The sequence below is a fragment of the Streptomyces sp. SPB162 genome, assembly GCF_029504575.1.
Taxonomy (GTDB): Bacteria; Actinomycetota; Actinomycetes; order Streptomycetales; family Streptomycetaceae; genus Actinacidiphila.
The window spans coordinates 4795645-4816582 of sequence record NZ_JAQFII010000001.1 but is presented as its reverse complement, the minus strand read 5'-3'; the positions used below and the strand labels follow the sequence as shown (position 1 = coordinate 4816582).

Annotated in this window: 17 protein-coding genes and 2 pseudogenes; 12 read left to right on the top strand and 7 right to left on the bottom strand. The window is 71.7% G+C overall.

Features of this window, described 5'->3' with window-relative positions; genetic code table 11:
* Positions 1-28: 28 nt before the first annotated feature.
* The gene (locus tag M2266_RS22135; RefSeq protein ID WP_277439739.1) at positions 29-1345 is read right to left on the bottom strand and encodes a DUF6716 putative glycosyltransferase; all 1317 of its coding nucleotides are present in this window, start codon (positions 1343-1345) and stop codon (positions 29-31) included.
* Positions 1346-1532: 187 nt separating this feature from the next.
* Between M2266_RS22135 and M2266_RS22130 the strand changes: the two are divergent.
* From M2266_RS22130 to M2266_RS22110, 5 genes and pseudogenes are all read left to right on the top strand, one after another.
* Positions 1533-2517: pseudogene (locus tag M2266_RS22130) on the top strand (glycosyltransferase family 2 protein).
* Complete coding sequence (locus M2266_RS22125; RefSeq protein WP_277439738.1) at positions 2517-3887, top strand: polysialyltransferase family glycosyltransferase; 1371 nt, start codon at positions 2517-2519, stop codon at positions 3885-3887. The pseudogene M2266_RS22130 and the gene M2266_RS22125 overlap by 1 nt, the downstream one beginning before the upstream one ends.
* Positions 3884-5039 (top strand): annotated as a pseudogene (locus M2266_RS22120) (acyltransferase). Before M2266_RS22125 ends, M2266_RS22120 begins: the two are co-directional and overlap by 4 nt.
* 80 nt (positions 5040-5119) lie before the next feature.
* Positions 5120-6667: an FAD-dependent monooxygenase gene (locus M2266_RS22115; RefSeq protein WP_277439737.1), complete on the top strand. Its 1548-nt coding sequence runs from the start codon at positions 5120-5122 to the stop codon at positions 6665-6667.
* Between the two features lie 97 nt (positions 6668-6764).
* Positions 6765-6896 carry an SCO1431 family membrane protein gene (locus tag M2266_RS22110; RefSeq protein WP_277439736.1) on the top strand — a complete coding sequence of 44 codons (132 nt, stop codon included), beginning with the start codon at positions 6765-6767 and terminating at the stop codon, positions 6894-6896.
* Between the two features lie 20 nt (positions 6897-6916).
* Here M2266_RS22110 and M2266_RS22105 read toward each other — a convergent pair whose 3' ends face one another.
* Positions 6917-8530 carry a methylmalonyl-CoA mutase family protein gene (locus M2266_RS22105; protein ID WP_277439735.1) on the bottom strand — a complete coding sequence of 538 codons (1614 nt, stop codon included), beginning with the start codon at positions 8528-8530 and terminating at the stop codon, positions 6917-6919.
* Positions 8531-8670: 140 nt separating this feature from the next.
* On the opposite strand from M2266_RS22105, the gene M2266_RS22100 reads away from it, so the two are divergent.
* Positions 8671-8829, top strand: coding sequence for a hypothetical protein (locus M2266_RS22100; RefSeq protein ID WP_277439734.1), 159 nt, complete (start codon positions 8671-8673; stop codon positions 8827-8829).
* Between the two features lie 88 nt (positions 8830-8917).
* Positions 8918-9553, top strand: a complete 636-nt coding sequence (locus tag M2266_RS22095) for a L,D-transpeptidase family protein (RefSeq protein ID WP_277439733.1) — start codon at positions 8918-8920, stop codon at positions 9551-9553.
* Between the two features lie 12 nt (positions 9554-9565).
* On the opposite strand, the gene M2266_RS22090 is transcribed toward M2266_RS22095, so the two are convergent.
* The 4 genes from M2266_RS22090 to M2266_RS22075 form a co-directional block, all read right to left on the bottom strand.
* Complete coding sequence (locus M2266_RS22090; RefSeq protein ID WP_277439732.1) at positions 9566-11848, bottom strand: HEAT repeat domain-containing protein; 2283 nt, start codon at positions 11846-11848, stop codon at positions 9566-9568.
* A 307-nt stretch (positions 11849-12155) separates the two neighbouring features.
* Positions 12156-13187 (bottom strand): hypothetical protein, encoded by a 1032-nt coding sequence (locus tag M2266_RS22085; RefSeq protein ID WP_277439731.1) that lies wholly within the window; start codon positions 13185-13187, stop codon positions 12156-12158.
* A gap of 9 nt (positions 13188-13196) precedes the next feature.
* Complete coding sequence (locus M2266_RS22080; RefSeq protein WP_346780920.1) at positions 13197-13775, bottom strand: RNA polymerase sigma factor; 579 nt, start codon at positions 13773-13775, stop codon at positions 13197-13199.
* Positions 13776-13948: 173 nt separating this feature from the next.
* On the bottom strand, positions 13949-15487 hold the full coding sequence (locus tag M2266_RS22075; RefSeq protein ID WP_277439730.1) for a glycoside hydrolase family 20 protein: 1539 nt from the start codon (positions 15485-15487) through the stop codon (positions 13949-13951).
* A 172-nt stretch (positions 15488-15659) separates the two neighbouring features.
* Here M2266_RS22075 and M2266_RS22070 point away from each other — a divergent pair, with 172 nt between their 5' ends.
* The 5 genes from M2266_RS22070 (at position 15660) to M2266_RS22050 (ending at position 19840) form a co-directional block, all read left to right on the top strand.
* Positions 15660-16169, top strand: a complete 510-nt coding sequence (locus M2266_RS22070) for a 2-oxo-4-hydroxy-4-carboxy-5-ureidoimidazoline decarboxylase (RefSeq protein ID WP_346780952.1) — start codon at positions 15660-15662, stop codon at positions 16167-16169.
* A gap of 256 nt (positions 16170-16425) precedes the next feature.
* Positions 16426-16806, top strand: a complete 381-nt coding sequence (gene sdhC, locus M2266_RS22065) for a succinate dehydrogenase, cytochrome b556 subunit (RefSeq protein ID WP_277439728.1) — start codon at positions 16426-16428, stop codon at positions 16804-16806.
* A gap of 2 nt (positions 16807-16808) precedes the next feature.
* On the top strand, positions 16809-17285 hold the full coding sequence (locus M2266_RS22060) for a succinate dehydrogenase hydrophobic membrane anchor subunit (RefSeq protein ID WP_277439727.1): 477 nt from the start codon (positions 16809-16811) through the stop codon (positions 17283-17285).
* Between the two features lie 27 nt (positions 17286-17312).
* Positions 17313-19067: a succinate dehydrogenase flavoprotein subunit gene (gene sdhA, locus M2266_RS22055; RefSeq protein WP_277439726.1), complete on the top strand. Its 1755-nt coding sequence runs from the start codon at positions 17313-17315 to the stop codon at positions 19065-19067.
* Positions 19067-19840, top strand: coding sequence for a succinate dehydrogenase iron-sulfur subunit (locus M2266_RS22050; protein WP_277439725.1), 774 nt, complete (start codon positions 19067-19069; stop codon positions 19838-19840). Before sdhA ends, M2266_RS22050 begins: the two co-directional genes overlap by 1 nt.
* Positions 19841-19892: 52 nt before the next feature.
* On the opposite strand, the gene M2266_RS22045 is transcribed toward M2266_RS22050, so the two are convergent.
* Entirely contained in the window at positions 19893-20825 is a 933-nt protein-coding gene (locus M2266_RS22045; RefSeq protein WP_277439724.1) for a hypothetical protein, read from the bottom strand.
* Between the last annotated feature and the right edge of the window lie 113 nt (positions 20826-20938).

Sequence of the window (20938 nt, the reverse complement as noted above, 5' to 3'; positions counted from 1 at the left end):
GTCACGAGGACTCCGGTCGGTTGGTTCGTCACAGCTGGCCCCAGCGGCGGATGACGGGCGCGACACGCTGCACGCCCTGCCGGTAGGCGGTGCGTGCGGTGTTGCGCGCGACGTCCCGCAGCACGCGGCGCAGGGCGCCCGGCTCGCGCTCGGCGACCGCGCCGGGCAGTGGCTCGCCCTTGGCGTCGAGGCCGTGCCGGGCCAGCACGCCCGGCAGGTAGCCGGGGGCGGTCAGCAGGGTGTAGTAGGGCGCGGGCGGCGGCAGTTCATCGGCCGCGGCGAGGGCGCCGACGCGCTCGCGCAGGGCCCCGAACGGGTTGTCGGACGCCACGCCCTGGGCGGCGAGCCACGCGGGATCGGCCCGCGGAACGCGGCCCTCGTCGAGCTGGTCCCATGAGGCGAAGCAGCCCGATCCGAGGAAGTGGTGGTTGCCGAGGGACTCGCGGATGCCGAGATCCGTGAGGACGGCGGTGGGGATGGAGCGGTGCAGGGATTCCAGGGCCGCGGTGGAGCTGACGGTCACCAGGAGGTCGGTCCTGTCCAGCACCTCGCCCATGTGCCCGTAGACCAGCCGCAGGTTGTCGGGCGGCCCGAGCTTGGCGACGAGCTTCTGGTACGGGTGCTCCTCGATGTGCGTGGTGTGCTCGCCGGGCTTGCTGCGCAGCTTCACCAGCACCTCGCGATCCGGGTGCCGCCGGGCGTGCTCCACGGCGCGGCGCGCCAGGTATGTGCGGTCGGCCCGGCCCTCCGGCGCGGACGGCTGCACGGCGAAGGTGACGGTGAACGGCCGGTCCTCGGACGTCCGGTAGGGCGCGCCCTCCAAAAACGGCAGCGCCGTCTCGACGATCCCCGCGGTGTCCGCGCCGACACCCGTGTAGGTGTCGCGGAAGCGCCGGGCGTCGTGCGCGCTGTTGGCCAGCACCACATCGGCGCCGGCCCGCAGCAGCAGACCGTCGGCGAGCTTCTCGTAGACCACGCCGACGTATCCGGTGACGACCACCGGGCGGCGCCCGGTGCCCTCCCAGGCGCGGGCCAGACCGTGCAGCATGGCCTGGACGGTGCCGCCGACGCACGCGAGCACGATGACGTCGCAGCCGCCGTCGGCGGCACGGCCGCGGGCGGCCTCGCTCAGGAACTCGGCGGCGGTGACTTCCCGCATCGTCTCCGCGGGGATACCGATCTCCGCGAGCTGGCGGCTCGTCGGAGTGGCCCGGCCGCGGAGCAGACGGGCATCGAGCCGGACATCGGACGATATACGGCGCGCCGTCAGCGCACCCCATTTCCATCGGGTGTCCGAATCGGCGAGAACGGTGATCCGCAGCGGATCAGAAGAACTTTTCTGCACGACGCAGACGTTAGGAATCCGTTCCGAGCAACGATCCAACGTTGAGCCAACGGACGGTAAACAGCGTGCCGCGAATTGACCAACCGGGCTCAAGGGGCGCCTGCTTCACGGTCCCGTCATGCGGCGTTCACCTGAGGGTCCACGGGATGTCGGCCGCAGAATCCGGCCGGCCCCTAATGTTCAGCAGGTGGTCAAGCTCTCCGTCATTGTGCCGTTTTACAACGTGCAGGCATTCGCACCCGACATGCTCCAAAGTCTTCGTGCGAACTCCCGCCCGGATTTCGAATTCATCCTGGTCGACGATCGTTCGACGGATGACACACCGAAAATCCTGGAACGGGCGACACGCACCCTTCCCGGCTCCGTTCTCGTGGCGCGCGAGACCAACGGCGGTCTGGCCACCGCCCGCAACACCGGAATCGACGCCGCACGCGGCGAATTCCTCAACCTTCCTCGACGGCGACGACTGGCTGGCCCCCGGCTACCTGTCGCAACTGCTGTCGTCCATCGAGGAACTGGGCACCGACTTCGTCCGTACCGACCACGTGCAGTGCACCGAGCGGGTCCGGGTCATCACCCGTGTCCCGCACGGTCGCCGCGGGGTGGTGCTGAACCCGCGCGAGGCGATCCTGCCCGCCGAGCGGGCGACCTCCGTCGACTACCCCTTCGCCTGGGCCGGGATCTACCACCGCCGGCTCGCCGACGCGGGCCTGCTGCACTTCCCGGACGGCCTGCGGACCGCCGAGGACCGGCCGTGGATCTGGCGGCTGCACCGGGAGGCGGCGTCCTTCGCGGTGGTGGGCCTGCTCGGGGTCTTCTACCGGCGCGGCGTCGCCACCTCGCTCACCCAGATCGGTGACGTACGGCAGTTGGACTTCATCCGCTCCTTCGACCAGGTGCTCGAGGAGACCGCCGCCGACCGGGACGCGGACCGCTTCCTGCCCAAGGCCGTCCGGACCTACTGCGCGATCATCGCCCACCACCTCAACTCCATCGAACGCTTCGAGCCGCAGGTCGCGCGCCAGTTGAAGACGATGAGCGCCGCCGCCCTGAAGCGGATGCCGCAGGACCTCCTCACGGAGGCGCTGGACTCGATGGGCGTCGACCGCAGCGTCCCGCTGCGCCGCCTGCGAAGGCGGCTCGCCTCCTCGACCGGGACGGTGGCCGCCTGATGGCCCGCGCACGCACCCAGATACACGTGGCGTCGACGCTGTACGGCGCGGCCACCATCGCGGCGGCCCTGGACGCGGGGCTGTTCGGCCCCGCGGACCGCCGACTGCTGCTGATCAGCAACAACGCCGCCGTTCCCGAGACCACGCCGGCCGTCGACGAGGCGCCCGGCTTCGGGGCACTGCGCGACCGGTTCGACGCGGTGCTGTCGTGGAACGAGACGATCTCGCCCATGCACCCCGGCGACTGGTCACCGCGCCCGGAGGACGTCCCGATGTGGGAGCGGTACCTGCGGAGCCTGTGGGACCTCGGGGACGACGACGTGGAACTGATCGTCGAGTCGATCCAGGTCAAGCCCGCCGCCGCCCTGGTGCAGCTCTTCCCGGCCGCGACGATCGACGTGTACGCGGACGGCCTCATGTCGTACGGTCCGACCCGCGACAAGCTCGAACCGCTGGTGTCCTCCCGCATCAACCGACTGCTCCACCTCGACCTCGTGACCGGTCTGCGCCCGCTGCTGCTGACGGAGTACGGCGTCGAACCGCTGATCGTGCCCGCCGCGGAGTTCACCAAGGTGCTGGCGGAGCTCGCCGACGCGAGCGACGGGAACGAGGGGGTCGATCTGTCCTCGATCCCGGAGGACGCGGCCCTGCTGCTCGGCCAGTACCTGTCCGCGCTGGGGATCCTCACCGCCGCCGAGGAGGAGGAGCTGCACCTGCGGATGCTGCGCGGTGCGGCGGCCCTGGGGCACCGGCGGATCGTCTTCAAGCCGCACCCCGTCGCCCCCGCGCACTGGTCGGAACCGCTGGAGCGGGAGGCGGCCGCGCTCGGGGTGGAACTGACCGTGCTCGACTCCCCCGTGCTCGCCGAGGTGCTGTACCAGCGGGCGCGTCCGGCGCTGGTGGCCGGCTGCTACTCGACGGCGCTGCTCACCGCCTCGGCGTTCTACGGGATACCGGTGGCGCGTACGGGCACGGAGATGTTGCTGGAGCGGCTGGCGCCCTATCAGAACAGCAACCGCGTGCCGGTCACCATCGTCGACGCCCTGCTGCCGGACCTCGACGACGCGAAAGCCGTCCGCACCTGGTCCCCGCCGGCCCCCGAGCGGATCGCCGGGGACCTCACGCCGCTGCTGCGCGCCGTCGGGTTCTGCATGCGGGCCCAGCTGTACCCGGAGCTGCGCGAGGAGACCGTCGCGTATCTGTCGCACCATCTGAACGCGCGCACCTGGCGGTACTTCAAGCGCCGCCGGCTCGCCTCGCTGGCGCTGCCGGGAGCGGTCCCGACGCAGCTCGCGTTCCTGCCCCGCAACCCCATGCTCCGTCGCGTCGCCCGCCGCGCACGCGCCTTGAAGAAGGCTGCCATCGGATGAGTCTGCAACTCCAGCGGGTGACCGCCCAGGACCCGGCGCCGGACGCCGCGCCGGACGCGGTGGCCGCCGCGCCGCGGCGGGGGCGGCTGCGGGCGCTCGACGGGCTGCGCCTCGTGGCCGCGCTGATGGTGTGCTTCTACCATTACGCGGGGCGTGGCGGGGATGCCTGGAAGGCGTGGGGCCAGACGCCCGCGCTGGTCTTCCCCGAGCTGTCGAAGGTCGCCGTGTACGGGCCACTCGGCGTCCAGATCTTCTTCGTGATCAGCGGCTTCGTCATCTGCATGAGCGGCTGGGGGCGCACCCTCAAGAGCTTCGCGGTCTCCCGCGCCACCCGGCTGTACCCGGCCTACTGGGCGGCCGTGCTGCTGGTCACCGCCGTCTTCGCGCTGCCCGGCGTGGTCTGGTAAGACCGTCTCACCGAGCGACCTGCTCACCAACATGACGATGCTGCAGATGCCGGTCGGGGCCGACCGGGTGTTGGGGGTGTGCTGGACGCTCTGGGCGGAGCTGCGCTTCTACCTGCTCTTCGCGCTGGCCGTCGTGCTCCCCGGGGCCACCCGCCGCCGGGTGCTGGCGTTCTGCGGGCTGTGGACGATCGGCGCGGTGCTCGCGGACGCGTCGGGCGGGGCGTTCCTCAAGACCGTGCTGATGCCGGAGTACGCGCCGTTCTTCATCGGCGGCATCGGGATCTACCTGGTGTACCGCTTCGGCCACGACCCGCTCTCCTGGGGTGTGGTCGCGGTGGGCTGGCTCTTCGGCCAGCACTACGCGGTCAAGGGCCTGCTACCGAACGCGCACGCCGCGCACGTCTTCCAGCACCGCTCCGAGACGGTGATCATCGTCATCGTGACGCTGGGCTTCGCGGCGGTGGCGGCGGTCACCCTGCTGCCCCGGGTCGCGGCCGTCGACTGGCGGTGGCTGACCACGGCGGGGATCCTGACGTATCCCTTCTACCTGGTCCACGAACACCTGGGCTGGGTCGTCATCTTCCAGCTGCACCAGCGGTGGCACCTGTCGCCCTACGCCGTGCTGGCCCTCACCGCCGGATCGATGCTGGTGCTGGCGTGGCTCCTGCACCGTTTCGTGGAGCGTCCGCTGGCGCCGCGGCTCAAGCGCTTTCTGACGATGGTCCCGAAAGCTCCCGTCCGCTGACCGAACCTTGACCTTTTGCTTCAACTACCCCTCTGGCAAAGGCCCTTGGCAACCGATCCCGATCGGTACGCTCTGTCCGCATGGCACTCAACAGCGTCCACGACGTGGACGTCCTCATCGCCGGAGCAGGTCCCACCGGTCTGGCGCTCGCGGTCGACCTGGCCCGCCGGGGGATATCGGCCCGCCTCGTCGAGCAGTCGGACCGGCTGTTCCCGGGCTCGCGCGGCAAGGGCTTACAGCCGCGCACCCTGGAGGTCCTCGACGACCTCGGCGTGATCGACGCCGTCCTCGCGTCGGGCGGCCCGTACCCGCTGATGATGAGCTGGCAGGGCGACCGGCGGGTCGGCGAGTGGGATCTGCTGGAACGCTTCGCGCCCACGCCGCGGGCCCCTTACGGCGAGGTATGGATGCTGACCCAGTGGCGGACCCAGGAGATCCTCCACGAACGGCTGCGGGAGCTCGGCGGCGGCGTCGAGTTCGGTACCGCGCTCACCGGCATCACCCAGGACGACGACGGCGTCGACGCGGCGCTCGCCCTTCCCGACGGTTCGACCGGCACGGTACGGGCCCGCTATCTGGTCGCCGCCGACGGCGGACGCTCCGCCGGCCGCCGGGCGCTCGGCGTCGGCATGACGGGCGAGACCATCGACCCGCACCCGATCCTCATCGCCGACCTGCTGCTCGGCGGGATCGACCGCGAGCACTGGCACGTCTGGCCCAAGGCGGAGGGCGGCACCGTGATGCTCTGTCCGCTGGCCGGCACCGACCACTTCCAGCTGCTGGCCCAGTACACGGAGACCGGCACCGAGCCGGACGGCTCCGTCGAAGGCATCCGCCGGCTGATCGACGCCCGGACACCGATCGGCGGCGGGCAGGTGCGCGAGGTGCTCTGGTCGTCGGTCTTCCACCCCAGCGCGGCCATGGCCGACCGCTTCCGCGTCGGCCGGGTGTTCCTCGCCGGTGACGCCGCGCACATCCACTCGCCGGCCGGCGGGCAGGGCCTGAACACCAGCGTCCAGGACGCGTACAACCTGGGCTGGAAGCTCGGCCAGGTGCTGCGGCACGGGGCGGACGCGGGGCTCCTCGACAGCTACGAGGAGGAGCGGCTGCCGATCGCCGCCGACGTCCTGGGGATCAGCACCCGGCTGCACGGCGCGACCCGGGACGGCGACGACACCGCCGCCCGGCAGCGCGGCACCGACACCCACGGCCTGGAGCTGCACTACCGCGACGGGCCACTCACCCGCGAACTCAGGCCCGACGCGCTCCCCGGCGGAACGCTGCCCGACGCGGCGCCGCGCGCCGGCGACCGGGCGCCGGACGCGCCGCTGGCCGGCGGCGGCCGACTCTTCGACCTCCTCCGCGGCCCGCACTTCACGCTGCTCGCCCTCGGGACCGCGGCGCGACTGCCGCCCGGGATCCCCGCGGACCTGGTGCACGCGCACCGGATCGACGACAGCCCGGAGCACGGCACGAGCGGCGCGCACGCGGTCTACGGAGACGGGCTCTTCCTCGTCCGGCCCGACGGCTACATCGGGCTGGCCACGCGGGAGCCGGCCGACGTGACGGCGTATCTTGCCCGCTTCACCGGCCGACCCTGCGGTGAATTGGGTCACGATCGGCCATAAAGGTGATTTCTCCCCTGTACATCAGCCGACGAACCCCCGCATCCTGAACAGCTGCGGGGGCTTTCATCGCGGACCATCTCGGACGACAGGACTGGCTATGGCGGACATCGCAGCGGCGCACACCGGTACCGGCGGGCCCCAGGAGAGCAGGAAGATCGTCGAGCACATCGCCGGATGGGCGCTGTGCATCGTCCTGGCGATGCTCATCACCCAGCTCCACATGCTCTGACAGCCGCCGGTACGACCCGCTCAGAACGCGTCGGTCGGCACGTACGTCCCCCACACCTCGCGCAGCGCGTTGCAGACCTCGCCGACCGTGGCCCGCGCGCGCAGCGCGTCCTTCATCGGGTACAGGACGTTCGCCGTGCCCCGGGCCGCCTGCCGCAGCGCCGTGAGCGCGGTGTCGACGGCGTCCTGGTCCCGGGTCGCGCGCAGCGTCGCCAGCCGCGCGGCCTGCTGGGCCTCGATGGCCGGATCGACGCGCAGCGGGTCGTACGGGTCCTCCTCGTCGAGCTGGAAGCGGTTCATGCCGACCACGACGCGCTCGCCGGAATCCTGCTCCAGGGCGATGCGGTAGGCACTGCGCTCGATCTCGCCCTTCTGGAAGCCGTATTCGATCGCGCTGACGGCGCCGCCCAGGTCCTCGACCCGGCGCATCAGATCCAGCGCGAGGGCCTCGACCTCGTCGGTCATCCTCTCCACCACGTACGAGCCCGCGAACGGGTCGACGGTCGCGGTCACGTCCGTCTCGTAGGCGAGCACCTGCTGGGTGCGCAGCGCGAGGCGGGCCGACTTGTCGGTGGGCAGCGCGATGGCCTCGTCGAAGGAGTTGGTGTGCAGCGACTGCGTCCCGCCGAGCACCGCGGCCAGGCCCTGGACGGCCACCCGGACGAGGTTGACCTCGGGCTGCTGCGCGGTGAGCTGCACGCCGGCGGTCTGGGTGTGGAAGCGCAGCATCTGCGACTTGGGGTCCTTGGCGCCGAACTCGTCCCGCATCACGCGCGCCCAGATCCGGCGGGCGGCCCGGAACTTCGCGACCTCTTCGAGGATGGTCGTGCGCGAGACGAAGAAGAAGGACAGGCGGGGCGCGAAGTCGTCCACGTCCATGCCCGCGGCGACGGCGGTGCGGACGTACTCGATGCCGTCGGCCAGCGTGAAGGCGATCTCCTGAGCGGGCGAGGCGCCGGCCTCGGCCATGTGGTAGCCGGAGATCGAGATCGTGTTCCACTTCGGGATCTCGGTGCGGCAGTACTTGAAGATGTCCGCGATCAGCCGCAGCGACGGCTTCGGCGGGAAGATGTACGTGCCGCGCGCGATGTACTCCTTGAGCACGTCGTTCTGGATGGTGCCGGTGAGCCGGTCGGCCGGGATGCCCTGCTCCTCGCCGAGGAGTTGGTACATCAGCAGCAGGAGCGCGGCGGGGGCGTTGATCGTCATGGACGTGGAGACCTTGTCCAGCGGAATGCCGCCGAACAGCACCTTCATGTCCTCGACGGAGTCGATGGCGACGCCGACCTTGCCCACCTCGCCGCTCGAGATCGGCGCGTCCGAGTCGTGGCCCATCTGCGTCGGCAGGTCGAAGGCGACGGACAGGCCCATCGTGCCGTTGGCGATCAGCTGCCGGTAGCGGGCGTTGGACTCGGTGGCCGTGCCGAAGCCGGCGTACTGCCGCATGGTCCAGGGGCGGCCGGTGTACATCGACGGATAGACGCCCCGGGTGAACGGGTACGAGCCCGGCTCACCCAGCTTCTCCGCGGGGTCCCAGCCGTCGAGCGCCCCGGGCCCGTAGACCGGCTCGATGGGCAGTCCACTCTCGGTGGACCGGGCGGTGTCCGTCCGGGCGGTGTCCGTCTCGCGCGCCATGGCTCACGCCTCCGAGCTTCCTCACGGTCTGGTCTCTCGTATGTCACGGAACAGTCTTGCCGCGGATCCGTGCAACTGCACGGGCGGGATGAGTGTCCAACCGGGTAACTGCAGATTCTGGGGGGCAAAGGGTGACTGTCTTGCGTACGAAGAGAACTCCGATAGCGATCGTGGTCGCGGCTCTGGCGGCGGCGGCCCCTGGTGGGCTGCGGTCCGCAGGACAAGCCCACCTCGGGCGCCAAGCCGACGCCGGCCGCGTCGACGACCGCGAGTCCCACCGACTCCGCGAGCCCGAGTGACTCACCGTCCCCCTCGACCTCGACCTCTACGTCGGCCTCGCCCTCCACCACCCCCAGCGCTTCCGCGACCACGTCCAAGCCCCCGGTCGTGCCCGCCGTCATGAAGCAGGGCTCCACCGGCACACAGGTTCGCGAGCTGCAGGCCCGCCTCGGCCAGCTCAACCTGTTCAGCCGCACGCCCACCGGCACCTACGGCTCGGTCACCGCGAACGCCGTGAACGACTTCCAGGAGCGCTACGACCTGCCGATGACCGGCAACGTCTCCGCGCAGACCTGGAGCAAGCTGCGCAGCGTCACCAAGCAGCCGACGCACGCGGCGATGTACCCGCCCACCACCCAGCCGGCCAGTACCAAGCTCGACCCGCGCTGCATGACCGGTCGCGTGCTGTGCATCAGCAAGACCAGCCGGTCGCTCTCCTGGGTGATCAACGGCAAGGTGCAGACCACGATGGACGTGCGCTTCGGCTCGCAGTACACCCCGACCCGCGAGGGCCAGTTCAAGGTGGACTTCAAGAGCCGTGACCACGTCTCGACCATTTACCACTCGTCCATGCCGTACGCGATGTTCTTCAGTGGCGGCCAGGCCGTGCACTACTCGTCGGACTTCGCGGCCCGCGGCTACGCCGGGGCCTCCCACGGCTGTGTGAACGTACGCGACAAGGCCGCCATCGCCTCCCTCTTCGACCAGGTCAAGGCCGGCGACAAGGTCGTCGTCTACTGGTGACCAGGACGGCCCTTAGCTGTCGCCGTTCGTGACGGGCCCTGCTCCGGATATCCGGGACAGGGCCCGTCCGCATGCCCGGAGCAGCAGTTCGTCCGCGCACACGTCGAGCGTGCCGTAGTGGTCGCCCTCGTTGTTGTGCCGGCGGACGGCTGCCAGCTCGTCACGCAGCAGCGGGACGGCCGCGGCCGCGGCCGGACCCAGCTCCGCGAGACAGCCCGCGATGACCGCGCGGGTGTGCACGTTCTCCGACCAGGCGGACCGCAGGACGGGCAGCACAGGCCCGGCCTCGCCGGAGACCCGCCACAGCGCGACCGCGGCGTCCACCCGCATCCACACCGCGGGGTCCGCGAGCAGCTCCCGCAGCCGCGGTGCCGCAGCGGCGGCCGCGGGGCCCAGCTCGCCGAGCGCCTCGGCCGCCGAACGCCGGGTGTGCGGGCTGTCGCTGTCCAGGTGCGCGAGCAGCACCGGCAGGGCCGCGGTGTTCCGCTCGATCGCCCAGAGCGCGGACGCGGCCTCCAGCGCGATACAGGAGCCGGGGTCGGCCACCAGCGCGCGCAGGTCGGGCAGCGCGTCGCTCGCCGCCGGTCCGAACCGGGCGAGCGCGCGGATCGCCGAGCACAGCAGCCAGTCCCGGCGGGCGGCGGGCGCGCCGCGCAGGATCCGCAGCACCTCGGGGAACGACTCGGCGGCGCCGATCGCGGCCACCCCCCGGAGCAGCGGCTCGGCCTGGTCGTAGGCCTCCTCGTCGTTCAGCGTCACCTCGGCGAGTCTTCGGCGCAGCAGCGGTGCCAGCGGGGCCGCCGCCGCGCCCAGGTGCTCGATGGCGTACCCCAGGTCCTGGGGGATGTCCGGCCGGTCGAGGGCCGAGGCCAGCGCGGGCAGGCACCGCGGGTCACCGAGCCGGGCGAGGGTCTTGACCATGCCGCCGAGGCTCGGCCGGCCCTGCGACCACTCCTGGACCCAGCTCCCGGGATCCGCCGCGACCGCCTCGGCGAGGGCGTCGGCCGCGGGTGCGGCCAGCCCGTACAGGTTCTCCAGCACGGAGGCGGCGCCGTCGCGCAGCCGGTCCTCGGGGTCGGCGAGCTGCTGCCCGAGCAGGGCGACCAGCTCCCCGTACTCGCCGCGCCAGCCACGCACCAGGCCGCCGCTCATCCACACGGCGTCGATGCGCCGGCCCCAGTCCGGGCTGCGCAACTGGTCGATGACGAGCGCGACGCGGTCCTCGACCCGGTCGTCGAGCGCGGTGTGCAGCGTGCGCAGGAGGTCGGCGGCCCAGGGCGCGGAGCGGCCGGCCTCGGCCTGCTCGCGCAGCTCCCGCAGATGGCCGACGAAGGTGGCGGGCTTCTGGCGCTCGGCGGGCACCTCCTGCGGGGACCGGGTGCTCGGCTTCTCGCCGCGCACTGCCCGGAGCAGGGCGATGGCGGTCGGCACGGTGTCGGCCGGGAGCCGCTCGGGCGCGCAGCGGGCGAGTTGGGCGAGCGCGGCCAGCCGCAGGCCGGGGTCCGCGGAGGGCGACGGGGCATCGGACGCCCGGTCGGCCAGGTCTCCGGCGTGGCTCCCCGCGAGCCGGACCAGCCAGTCGGCCGCCTCGGCGGCGGGGCCGCCCCGCCGCAGCGCGAGAGTGCCGACGGCCTCGACGAGGGCCAGCCGGGTCTCCGTGTCCCGCTCCACCGGCAGCCGGTCGCGCAGGACGTCGAGTATCCGCTCGGTCTCCCCGTGCAGCGCCCCGAGCGCCACCGGGACCGCGCGCCGCACCTCGGGATCGGGGTCCGCGACGAGCTCGGTGAAGACCTCCGCCTGAGCCCGCACCGCCGTGACGGCCATCGCGTAGTTGGCGCGCCAGGCGGAAGCCTCCGTCGCCTCCCCGAACTTCCAGCCGGCGGTGTCGCCGGCCGCGCCCTCGGCGTCCAGCAGGCCGAGGATGTCCTCCCCGTCCAGGGTGTCCATCGCGTCGCCGAACCCCCCGGCCGGGCCGCCGCCCTCGATCACGATCTCGTCCAGGTACTCCTCCGCGACCTCGTCACCGCCCCCGATGCTGGTCAGCAGCACGACGATGCGGCCGCGGTCCCGCACCGACGGATCCGCCACCAGCTCGAAGAGAAAGGGAATGCAGGCGAGCGTCGAGTCGTACACATCGCCCTGGTGATGAACGGCCCCGTACATCGCGTCCAGGGCGGCCTCCCGCTCCCCCGCGTCCGCCGAGGCCAGCCCCCGCAGGAGCTCGGGAACCTCCTCCGCCGATCCGTAGGCGTGCCCCATAGCCGCCCAGTCGATCTCGTACAGTCCTGCCAACATGGCGTACCTCCCCCGGTTTTGCTCTCCCTACCGAGTCTGCACCAAGGCACTGACATCCGGCCGGGAGTTATCGGCCGTCCGCCGGGACCCGCCACGGACCGCCGCGGACCGCCACCCGCCACTTTCGGCCACCGGGTGGCAACGCCTCCGCGGGCGCGGCCGGGTAGGGGGAAACGCACCCGGCCGCGCCCTGGCGCGGACCGCCGGCGCGGGGAGCACCGGGGTCCTCGGGGCCGATGACCAGTCGACCCATTACTTAAAGCGTCAACCAGCTGGAAAGTGTCACCGGGCACCCCGAGCCCGCAGGTCAGACGACCCGGAAGGCGGGGAATACGGTCGCCGCAGCCTCGTCGTGCCAACCGTCGCCCTGGCCGTGACCGCCGTCTGCGCCACCGGACCTGCCGCTGCCACCGGCACCGTCGTTACCACCGCCACCGGTGCCACCGGTGCCGTCTCCGGCGGTGCCGGATCCGGACAGGTACGCGGTGGCCAGCACCCGCGCGCAGTACTTCGGTATGTCCCGCCGGCTGCCCGCCGCCGCCACGAGCCGCGCGGACGACGCGGCGTCCACGCGTCCGCCCGCCTTGATGTAGGCGCGGCACAACCCCGCGTTCTGCCGGTCGCGTTCCCCGCGCGTCCCCTTGGACGCGGGCGGGTGGGAGGCCTGCGGCGTCGCGGACGGGCTCGCGGGCGGGGCCGGACGGCCGGGGGACGCCGTCGCCCCGCGCCCCGGCTGCGACGGCGCGCCCGTTCCGGGCGGCGCGTCGGCCGTCCCGCCGGTGAGCGGCGTGGACCCGCCGTTCGGGCCCGCGGTGCCGGCGCCGTCCGGCGTGGCGGAACGCGGGGGGCCGCCGCGCACCGGCGCGGACCCGACGTCGTCGCCGTCGAACGGCGTCGGCAGGATGCCGGGGCCGGCGACGAGTGCCGCGGCACACAGCGCCAGGGCGACCACCAACGTGCCGACCGATGCCTTCAGCGCCTTCGGCGCCCTTCCGGTCCGCCCGGCCCCGGCCGGCAGAGCCGCGCCCGGCAGCGTGACCGGCCGGCCCAGCCGTACCACCGACAGGAAGTCGGCGTCCGCGGGCCGTTCCTCCGGGACGCCCGGGGAACCGCCCGCCCGCCGACCCGCCTCGAAGCACGTCCGGAAAGCGGCGACGGCCGCCTCCTCGCGCGCCTGATCAGCCGTGGTCGGCAGCGCGGCCGCGGTCAGCAGCCGGGTCAGCCGGGCGGCCGCCGCGCCGCCGGACAGGACGGACTCGCCGCGCAGCAGCCGCTCCGCGGCCTCCTCGTCGAGCCAGTCGTCGTCACGATGCCCGTCGCACCGCCGGTTCTCCGTCATCTCATATCCTCAAAGCGTCTTCGCCGCGGAAATCGTCACACCCGCGGGGCGGCCCTCGTCGTCCAGCAGCTCGGCGAGCCGCCGCAGCCCCCGGTGGGTGGCCATCCGCACCGAGCCGGCGCGCCTGCCCAGCACCTGCGCCGCGCTGCCGGCGTCCAGCCCCATGACGACCCGTAGCAGGACCGCCTCCGCCTGTTCGCGCGGCAGCGTCGCGATGGCCGCGAGCGCGCGATCGGTGGCCACCGCGTCCAGCGCCTCGCCCGCGGTGTCCGTGTGCGAGGGCAGGTGCAGGAGGACGTCCACGCCGGCCCCGGTGACCGGCCGCCGGCTGCGGGCCCGCAGGTGGTCGAGCGCCCGGTTGCGGGCGATCCGGGCCGCCCAGCCGCGCACCGCCTCTCCCTCCCCGCGGAAGTGCGGCAGGTCACGGGCGATCTGCAGCCACGCCTCCGACGCCACGTCCTCGGCCTCCGCCGGTCCGACCAGGGTCCGGACGTACTGCAGCAGTTGCGGCTGCACCGCCCGGTACAGCACCCGGAACGCCGCGTCGTCGCCTTCCTGCGCGGCGCTGACCGCGCTCCCCAGATCCACCGTTCGCTCCCCCCTCGAACACGCGCACCATCCTGCCCCATCGCCGTGGTGACACTTCCGGCGCCCGCGACGCTGTAGTAGACGGCGGCCGGGGACGCTCCTGTGGGGGGAGGCGGCCCCCGGCCGTCTCAACTCCCGCCCCCACCGATGGTGCCCGCCGCCACCCGCCGCCGTCAGCCCACCGTGTCGGCCAGAGCCGTGAAGTCGGGCCAGGAACGCGTCGGCGTCGCCGGGTCCCAGAGCTTCTGCGACAGCGCGTTCAGCGGCAGCCGGATCCCGCGCGCCACCTCGTCCTGCGTCTGCGCGCCCGCCTGGTCGCACCAGACGGCGAACCGGCCGCCCAGCACCCGGTCGGGCCCCGACTTCGCGGCGTCCACCGGACGGGTGCCGCGCAGGACGGCGGGGGTCCACTCCCGGTAGATGCGCTCGCCGGTCGGATAGGTGAAGTCGTTCGGCTCGCCGAGCACGTAGTAGAGGTACTCGTCGTTGAGGTTGACGACCTTGCGGCCCTCGTCGAGGTACTCCTGCGGATCGCGGGCGCCCAGCTCCTTGCCCGTCCAGTACTCGACCTGGCGGTCCGCGTCGGGCGCGACGCGCGGCGTGGTGATGAACCCGTCGTTCCACGCCTTGGACGTCTTCCCGAGCTTGCGCACCAGCGCCGCACGGTCGTTGAGCCAACGGGTCGCCGCGTCCTCGACGGTCTCGCCGGGCCGGACGAGTTGCGGGTACGAGCTCTCCGGGTCGTCGACGACCAGGGCCTGGTACTCGTCGCCGCCCAGGTGCCAGAACGGACCGGGGAAGAGGGCCGCGAACTCGCGGGTCAGATCGTCGACCAGGCGGGCGGCGGCCGGGTTCGAGATGTCGACGGCGCCGGGCAGCGCCCTGCCGGAGGCGTTGCGCAGCTGCAGGTCCGGATGGGCGTCGATGACGGCGCCGAGGTGCCCGGGGCTGTCGATCTCCGGGATGACGGTGATGTGGCGCTGCGCGGCGAGGTTGATGATCGCGGTGACGTCCGCCTTGCTGAGGTGCTGCCGCGAGACGATCTCGGGGTGGCTGCTGCTCTCGATGCGGAAGCCCTGGTCGTCGCTGAAGTGCAGGTGCAGCTGGTTGAGCTTGAGGTCGCCCAGCTCCCGGATCCGGTCCTCGATCCACTGGCGCGTGAAGTACTTGCGCGCGATGTCGAGCGTCAGGCCGCGCTGCGGCCGGTCCGGGGTGTCCCGGACGACGCCCTCGGGCATCCCGCCGTCGGCCCGCAACGTCTGCAGGAGGGTACGGGTGCCGTAGAACGCCCCCGCGTCGGTGGGCGCGTCGATGTCGACCTGCCCGTTCCGCGCGGTGAGGACGTACGACTCCTTCACCGTGCCGGCGTTCTTCGCGGTCCCCTGCACGGCCTCGGCTCGCGAGCCGTTGAGCCGCAGCGTGATGTCGCCCGCTCCGGCCGGTCCGTCCCCGTCGTCCTTGGCGTCGTCGAACCCGAAGGGGACCTGCAGCTGTCCGGCGAGCAGCCGCGCCTCGTCCTCGACGGCGCTGCCGCGAGCGGCGCGCACCCGGGTGCCGGGACCGATGTGGAAGACGCCGTTCCCGGCCGGGCGGAAATCCCGCACCGCCGGGATGACCGGCAGTGTCCGGGGGGCGGGTGCGTCGTTGGGCGTGCCGACGGCCGGTGCGAGTGCGGTGAGCGACAGTGCCAACCCTGTCCAGATTTTCCCCATACCGGACGTTATGGCGGATCATCCCCGTTCTGTCGTCCACTCCATGACATATTTCGATCCCGTTCGGGTGAAATCCACTCACCCGCCGGTCGGAGTCGAACACCCACCACTAACGTGTACCGCTTCCCCGCTTCCCGACAGGAGTTCAGCGCTGTTCCCCGACTCTCCGGCTCTGGGGCCCGACACCGCCGCCGGGCTCTCCCGGCTCAACGAGGCCCCCTTCGGCACGGCGGAAGCCGCCCTGCGCGACTGCTGCGGAAGCCACCGCTGGGCCCGCCGGATGGCCCTGCACCGCCCGTACCCCGATCTTGAAGCCCTACTCGCGGCAGCCGACGAAGCGGCCTACGACCTGACCCCCGGCGACCTCTCCGAGGCGCTGGCCTGCGAGGCGGCCACCCCGCTGCCGCACCGCGGCGGCCTCGCCACACACACCGCGCTGAGCGCCGCGCAGGCCGCGTACGAGAACAAGTTCGGCAACGTCTTCGTCATCGCCCTGGAGGGCGACGACCCGAGCAGCCTCCTCAACCAGGTGCTGACCGGGATCCGCGTCCGGCTGGCGAACGACGAGGACGAGGAGCGCGTCGTCACCGCCGACGAGCTGCGGCGCATCACCCGCGCGCGGCTCGCCCGGCTGGTTCGCGAACGCTCCAACGACCGGAGCGCCGCGGAACTGCGGCGCTAGGCCGCCCGAACCCCGGCTCCACAGGCGTCCGCACCCGTACGCACGCCGGGCTCCGGCCCGCACATCCGTCCGCCCGTTCACCCGTGGGTCCCCCCGGACGTTCACCCAGTCGTGCGGGATCAATCACACCTGGCCCACCCGGGCGTACGGAGCCGACAACGCGTCGCTACGATGGCCAGGGCCGGTGGACCGTACCCGGCCGGGCCCGTCCGACACCGAAGCCGGCTGGCTCCAAACCGCTCCCGGAGGGTTTTCCGTGCCGGCAGGAACGCTGTACCGCGGCCGGGAAGGCATGTGGTCATGGGTGGCTCATCGAGTCACCGGTGTCCTCATTTTCTTCTTCCTGTTCGTCCATGTCCTCGACACCGCACTCGTGCGCGTCTCCCCCGAGGACTACGACAAGGTCGTCGCGACCTATAAGACATGGCCTGTCAGCCTGCTGGAGTACGGCCTCGTCGCGGCCATCCTCTTCCACGCTCTCAACGGGCTGCGCATCATCGCCGTCGACTTCTGGTCCAAGGGCCCGAAGTACCAGAAGCAGATGCTGTGGTCCGTCCTCGGCGTCTGGATCGTGCTGATGGTCATGGCCATCATTCCCGTCCTCGGGCACGCCGCACGCATTCTGTTCGGGAGCTGAGCATGACTACCGACTCCGTGGAGCTCAGCTCCTCCAGCACCTCGGTCGGCCCGGACAACCCGGCGCCGCTCATCGAGGCACCGCGCGCCCGCACCAAGCGCACGCTGCGCTCGCCGGGGGCCGCCCGCACCAACTTCGAGCTGTACGGCTGGCTGTTCATGCGCCTGTCCGGCGTCGTGCTCGTCGTCCTGGTGCTGGGCCACCTGCTGATCCAGCTGGTCCTCGACGGCGGCGTGACCAAGGTCGGCTTCGCCTTCGTGGCCGGCCGCTGGGCCTCGCCGTTCTGGCAGGGCTGGGACCTGGTCATGCTGTGGCTGGCCATGCTGCACGGCGGCAACGGCCTGCGCACCGTCATCAACGACTACGCCGAGCAGGCGAACACCCGGTTCTGGCTGAAGACGCTGCTGTTCACCGCAACGGCGTTCACGATCGTGCTCGGCACGCTGGTGATCTTCACCTTCGACCCGAACATCCGCTAGGCCAGGGACGGACAGGGAAACAACCCCATGCAGATCCACAAGTACGACACCGTCATCGTCGGCGCCGGCGGCGCCGGTATGCGCGCGGCCATCGAGTCGACGAAGCGCAGCCGCACCGCCGTTCTGACGAAGCTCTACCCGACCCGCTCCCACACCGGCGCCGCCCAGGGCGGCATGGCCGCCGCCCTCGCGAACGTCGAGGAGGACAACTGGGAGTGGCACACCTTCGACACGGTCAAGGGCGGCGACTACCTGGTCGACCAGGACGCCGCCGAGATCCTGGCGAAGGAGGCCATCGACGCGGTCCTCGACCTCGAGAAGATGGGCCTGCCCTTCAACCGGACGCCCGAGGGCAAGATCGACCAGCGTCGGTTCGGCGGGCACACCCGCAGCCACGGCGAGGCCGCCGTGCGCCGCGCCTGCTACGCGTCGGACCGCACCGGCCACATGATCCTCCAGACGCTGTACCAGAACTGCGTCAAGGAGGGCGTGGAGTTCTTCAACGAGTTCTACGTCCTGGACCTGCTCCTCACCGAGGTCGACGGCGTCCAGCGGACCGCCGGCGTCGTCGCGTACGAGCTGGCCACCGGCGAGATCCACGTCTTCCAGGCGAAGGCCGTCATCTTCGCCTCCGGCGGCACCGGCAAGTTCTTCAAGGTGACCTCCAACGCGCACACCCTGACCGGTGACGGCCAGGCCGTCGCGTACCGGCGCGGGCTGCCGCTGGAGGACATGGAGTTCTTCCAGTTCCACCCGACGGGCATCTGGCGCATGGGCATCCTCCTCACCGAGGGCGCCCGCGGCGAGGGCGGCATCCTCCGCAACAAGGACGGTGAGCGCTTCATGGAGAAGTACGCGCCCGTCATGAAGGACCTCGCCTCCCGCGACGTCGTCTCGCGCTCCATCTACACCGAGATCCGTGAGGGCCGCGGCTGCGGTCCCGAGGGCGACCACGTCTACCTCGACCTCACGCACCTCCCGCCGGAGCAGCTGGACGCCAAGCTGCCCGACATCACCGAGTTCGCGCGGACGTACCTCGGCATCGAGCCCTACACGGACCCGATCCCGATCCAGCCGACCGCGCACTACGCCATGGGCGGCATCCCGACCAACGTCCAGGGCGAGGTGCTGAGCGACAACACCACCGTCGTCCCGGGCCTGTACGCCGCGGGCGAGGTCGCCTGCGTCTCGGTGCACGGCGCCAACCGACTGGGCACCAACTCGCTGCTCGACATCAACGTCTTCGGGCGCCGGTCCGGCATCGCGGCCGCCGAGTATTCGGCGACCACGGACCACGTCGAGCTGCCGGAGGACCCGGCCTCCCGGGTCGTCGCCCAGGTCGAGGGCCTGCGCAACAACACCGGCACCGAGCGGGTCGCGGACATCCGCAAGGAGCTGCAGGAGTGCATGGACACCAACGTGATGGTGTTCCGCACCGAGCAGACGATCAAGACGGCCGTCGAGACGATCGGCGCCCTGCGCGAGCGCTACAAGAACGTGTCCGTCCAGGACAAGGGCAAGCGCTTCAACACCGACCTGCTGGAAGCCATCGAGCTGGGCAACCTGCTCGACCTGGCCGAGGTCATGGCCGTGTCCGCGCTGGCGCGCAAGGAGTCCCGCGGCGGTCACTACCGCGAGGACTACCCCACCCGCGACGACGTCAACTTCCAGCGGCACACCATGGCGTACCGCGAGACGGACTCCGCCGGCAACGAGTCGATCCGTCTCGACTACAAGCCGGTCGTGGTGACCCGCTACCAGCCGATGGAGCGTAAGTACTGATGAGCACCCCGACGCTCGACAAGCATTCAGATGCCCTGGACGCCGCCGAGGCCGGCGCGGGCCACCTGATCACGATCACGATGCGGGTCCGCCGGTTCAACCCGGAGGTCTCCGACGCGGTCGAGTGGGTCGACTACCAGTTCCCGATCGATCCCAAGGAGCGCGTCCTGGACGCCCTCCACAAGATCAAGTGGGAGCTCGACGGCACGCTGACCTTCCGGCGTTCCTGCGCCCACGGCATCTGCGGCTCGGACGCCATGCGCATCAACGGCCGCAACCGGCTGGCGTGCAAGACGCTGATCAAGGACCTCAACCCGGAGAAGCCGATCACGGTCGAGCCCATCAAGGGCCTGACGGTCCTGAAGGACCTGATCGTCGACATGGACCCGTTCTTCCAGGCCTACCGCGACGTCATGCCCTTCCTGATCACCAAGGGCAACGAGCCGACGCGTGAGCGCCTGCAGTCCGCCGAGGACCGCGAGCGCTTCGACGACACCACCAAGTGCATCCTGTGCGCGGCGTGCACGTCGTCCTGCCCGGTGTTCTGGAACGACGGCCAGTACTTCGGCCCGGCCGCGATCGTCAACGCGCACCGCTTCATCTTCGACTCGCGCGACGAGGGCGGTGAGCAGCGGCTGGAGATCCTGAACGACAAGGACGGCGTCTGGCGCTGCCGCACGACGTTCAACTGCACCGACGCGTGCCCGCGTGGCATCGAGGTCACGAAGGCCATCCAGGAAGTGAAGCGCGCGCTGATCACGCGTCGCTTCTAGGGCGTCCCGCAGGTGAAGGCCCTCGTCCGCCGCTGCGGACGGGGGCCTTCGGCTATTCCCACTCCCAGCGCAGCGCCTGGAAGCCGGGCTGCGGGTCCTCGACGGAGAACAGCGCCCGCCCCGAGGCGCTGATCCAGACGGGTTCGACCGCGGGCAGCTGGCCGCCCGCGTTGGTGCCGACGCAGCGGTGGCTGCGGAACGGCACGGTGTCCGGATGGAACTGCACCTCGAGGGTGTAGAGCCGGATGGGCACCGGGAAGCCGCGTCCGCACTCGGTGGTGCGGGCGCCCGCGCTCGGCATCTGGTAGGTGTACTCGACGACCTCGGTCTCGCCCTTGGCGAGTTCCCGCTCCAGCAGCAGCTCGGCGACGACCAGCGGCACCGAGCCGTCGATGCGGACCCGGCCGGGCCGGGCGTTGCGCACCCCGGTGAGGACGGGCAGCTCCCGCTTGGGGTCGTCGCCGCGGGTGATGATCATGCAGCGGTCCACCCGGTCGCGCTCGGCCCGCAGGACGAGGGTCGTCGTCCAGGTCGTCTCGCAGCCGTTCGCGTCGATCTCGTAGCGGTCGTGCACCGCGAGCCGGGCGAGGCCGTCGTCGGTGGAGCCCATCTCGCCGAGCAGTCCGGGCAGGCTCTCGTACTCCTGCCAGAGCCGGGCGGCGTCGAGGTTGACGGGCGGGCGGTTGACCCAGCGGCCGCGCGGGCGTTGCGGACCGAGCAGGGAGACCAGGGAGTCGGAGGGAAGGGCGAGCAGCTCTTCCAGCAGGCGAACGGCCTGCCGGGACTGGGGGCGCTCCGGCCGGCTGCGGCCGCGGCGCCAGTAACTGAGCGTGGTGACGCTCACCTGGACGCCCCGGGTGTCGAGCCGGTGCCGGATGCGTTCCATGCTGAGCCCGCTGGCCCGGACGGCGGCGTCGAGGGCGGCTTCGAAGGGGCCGGTGCGCAGCGCGTCGGCTATTTCTGGTGGCAGCGGTCTGTAGGTCACAGGGGAGGGTCGTCCGTCCTGCGTGCCGGGTGGGGGGAGGCCACATGCTAGCGACCGGGAGGGAAACCTCCGGTGATCGGCATCACGCCGTGAACAGTCTTACCCAAAGATTT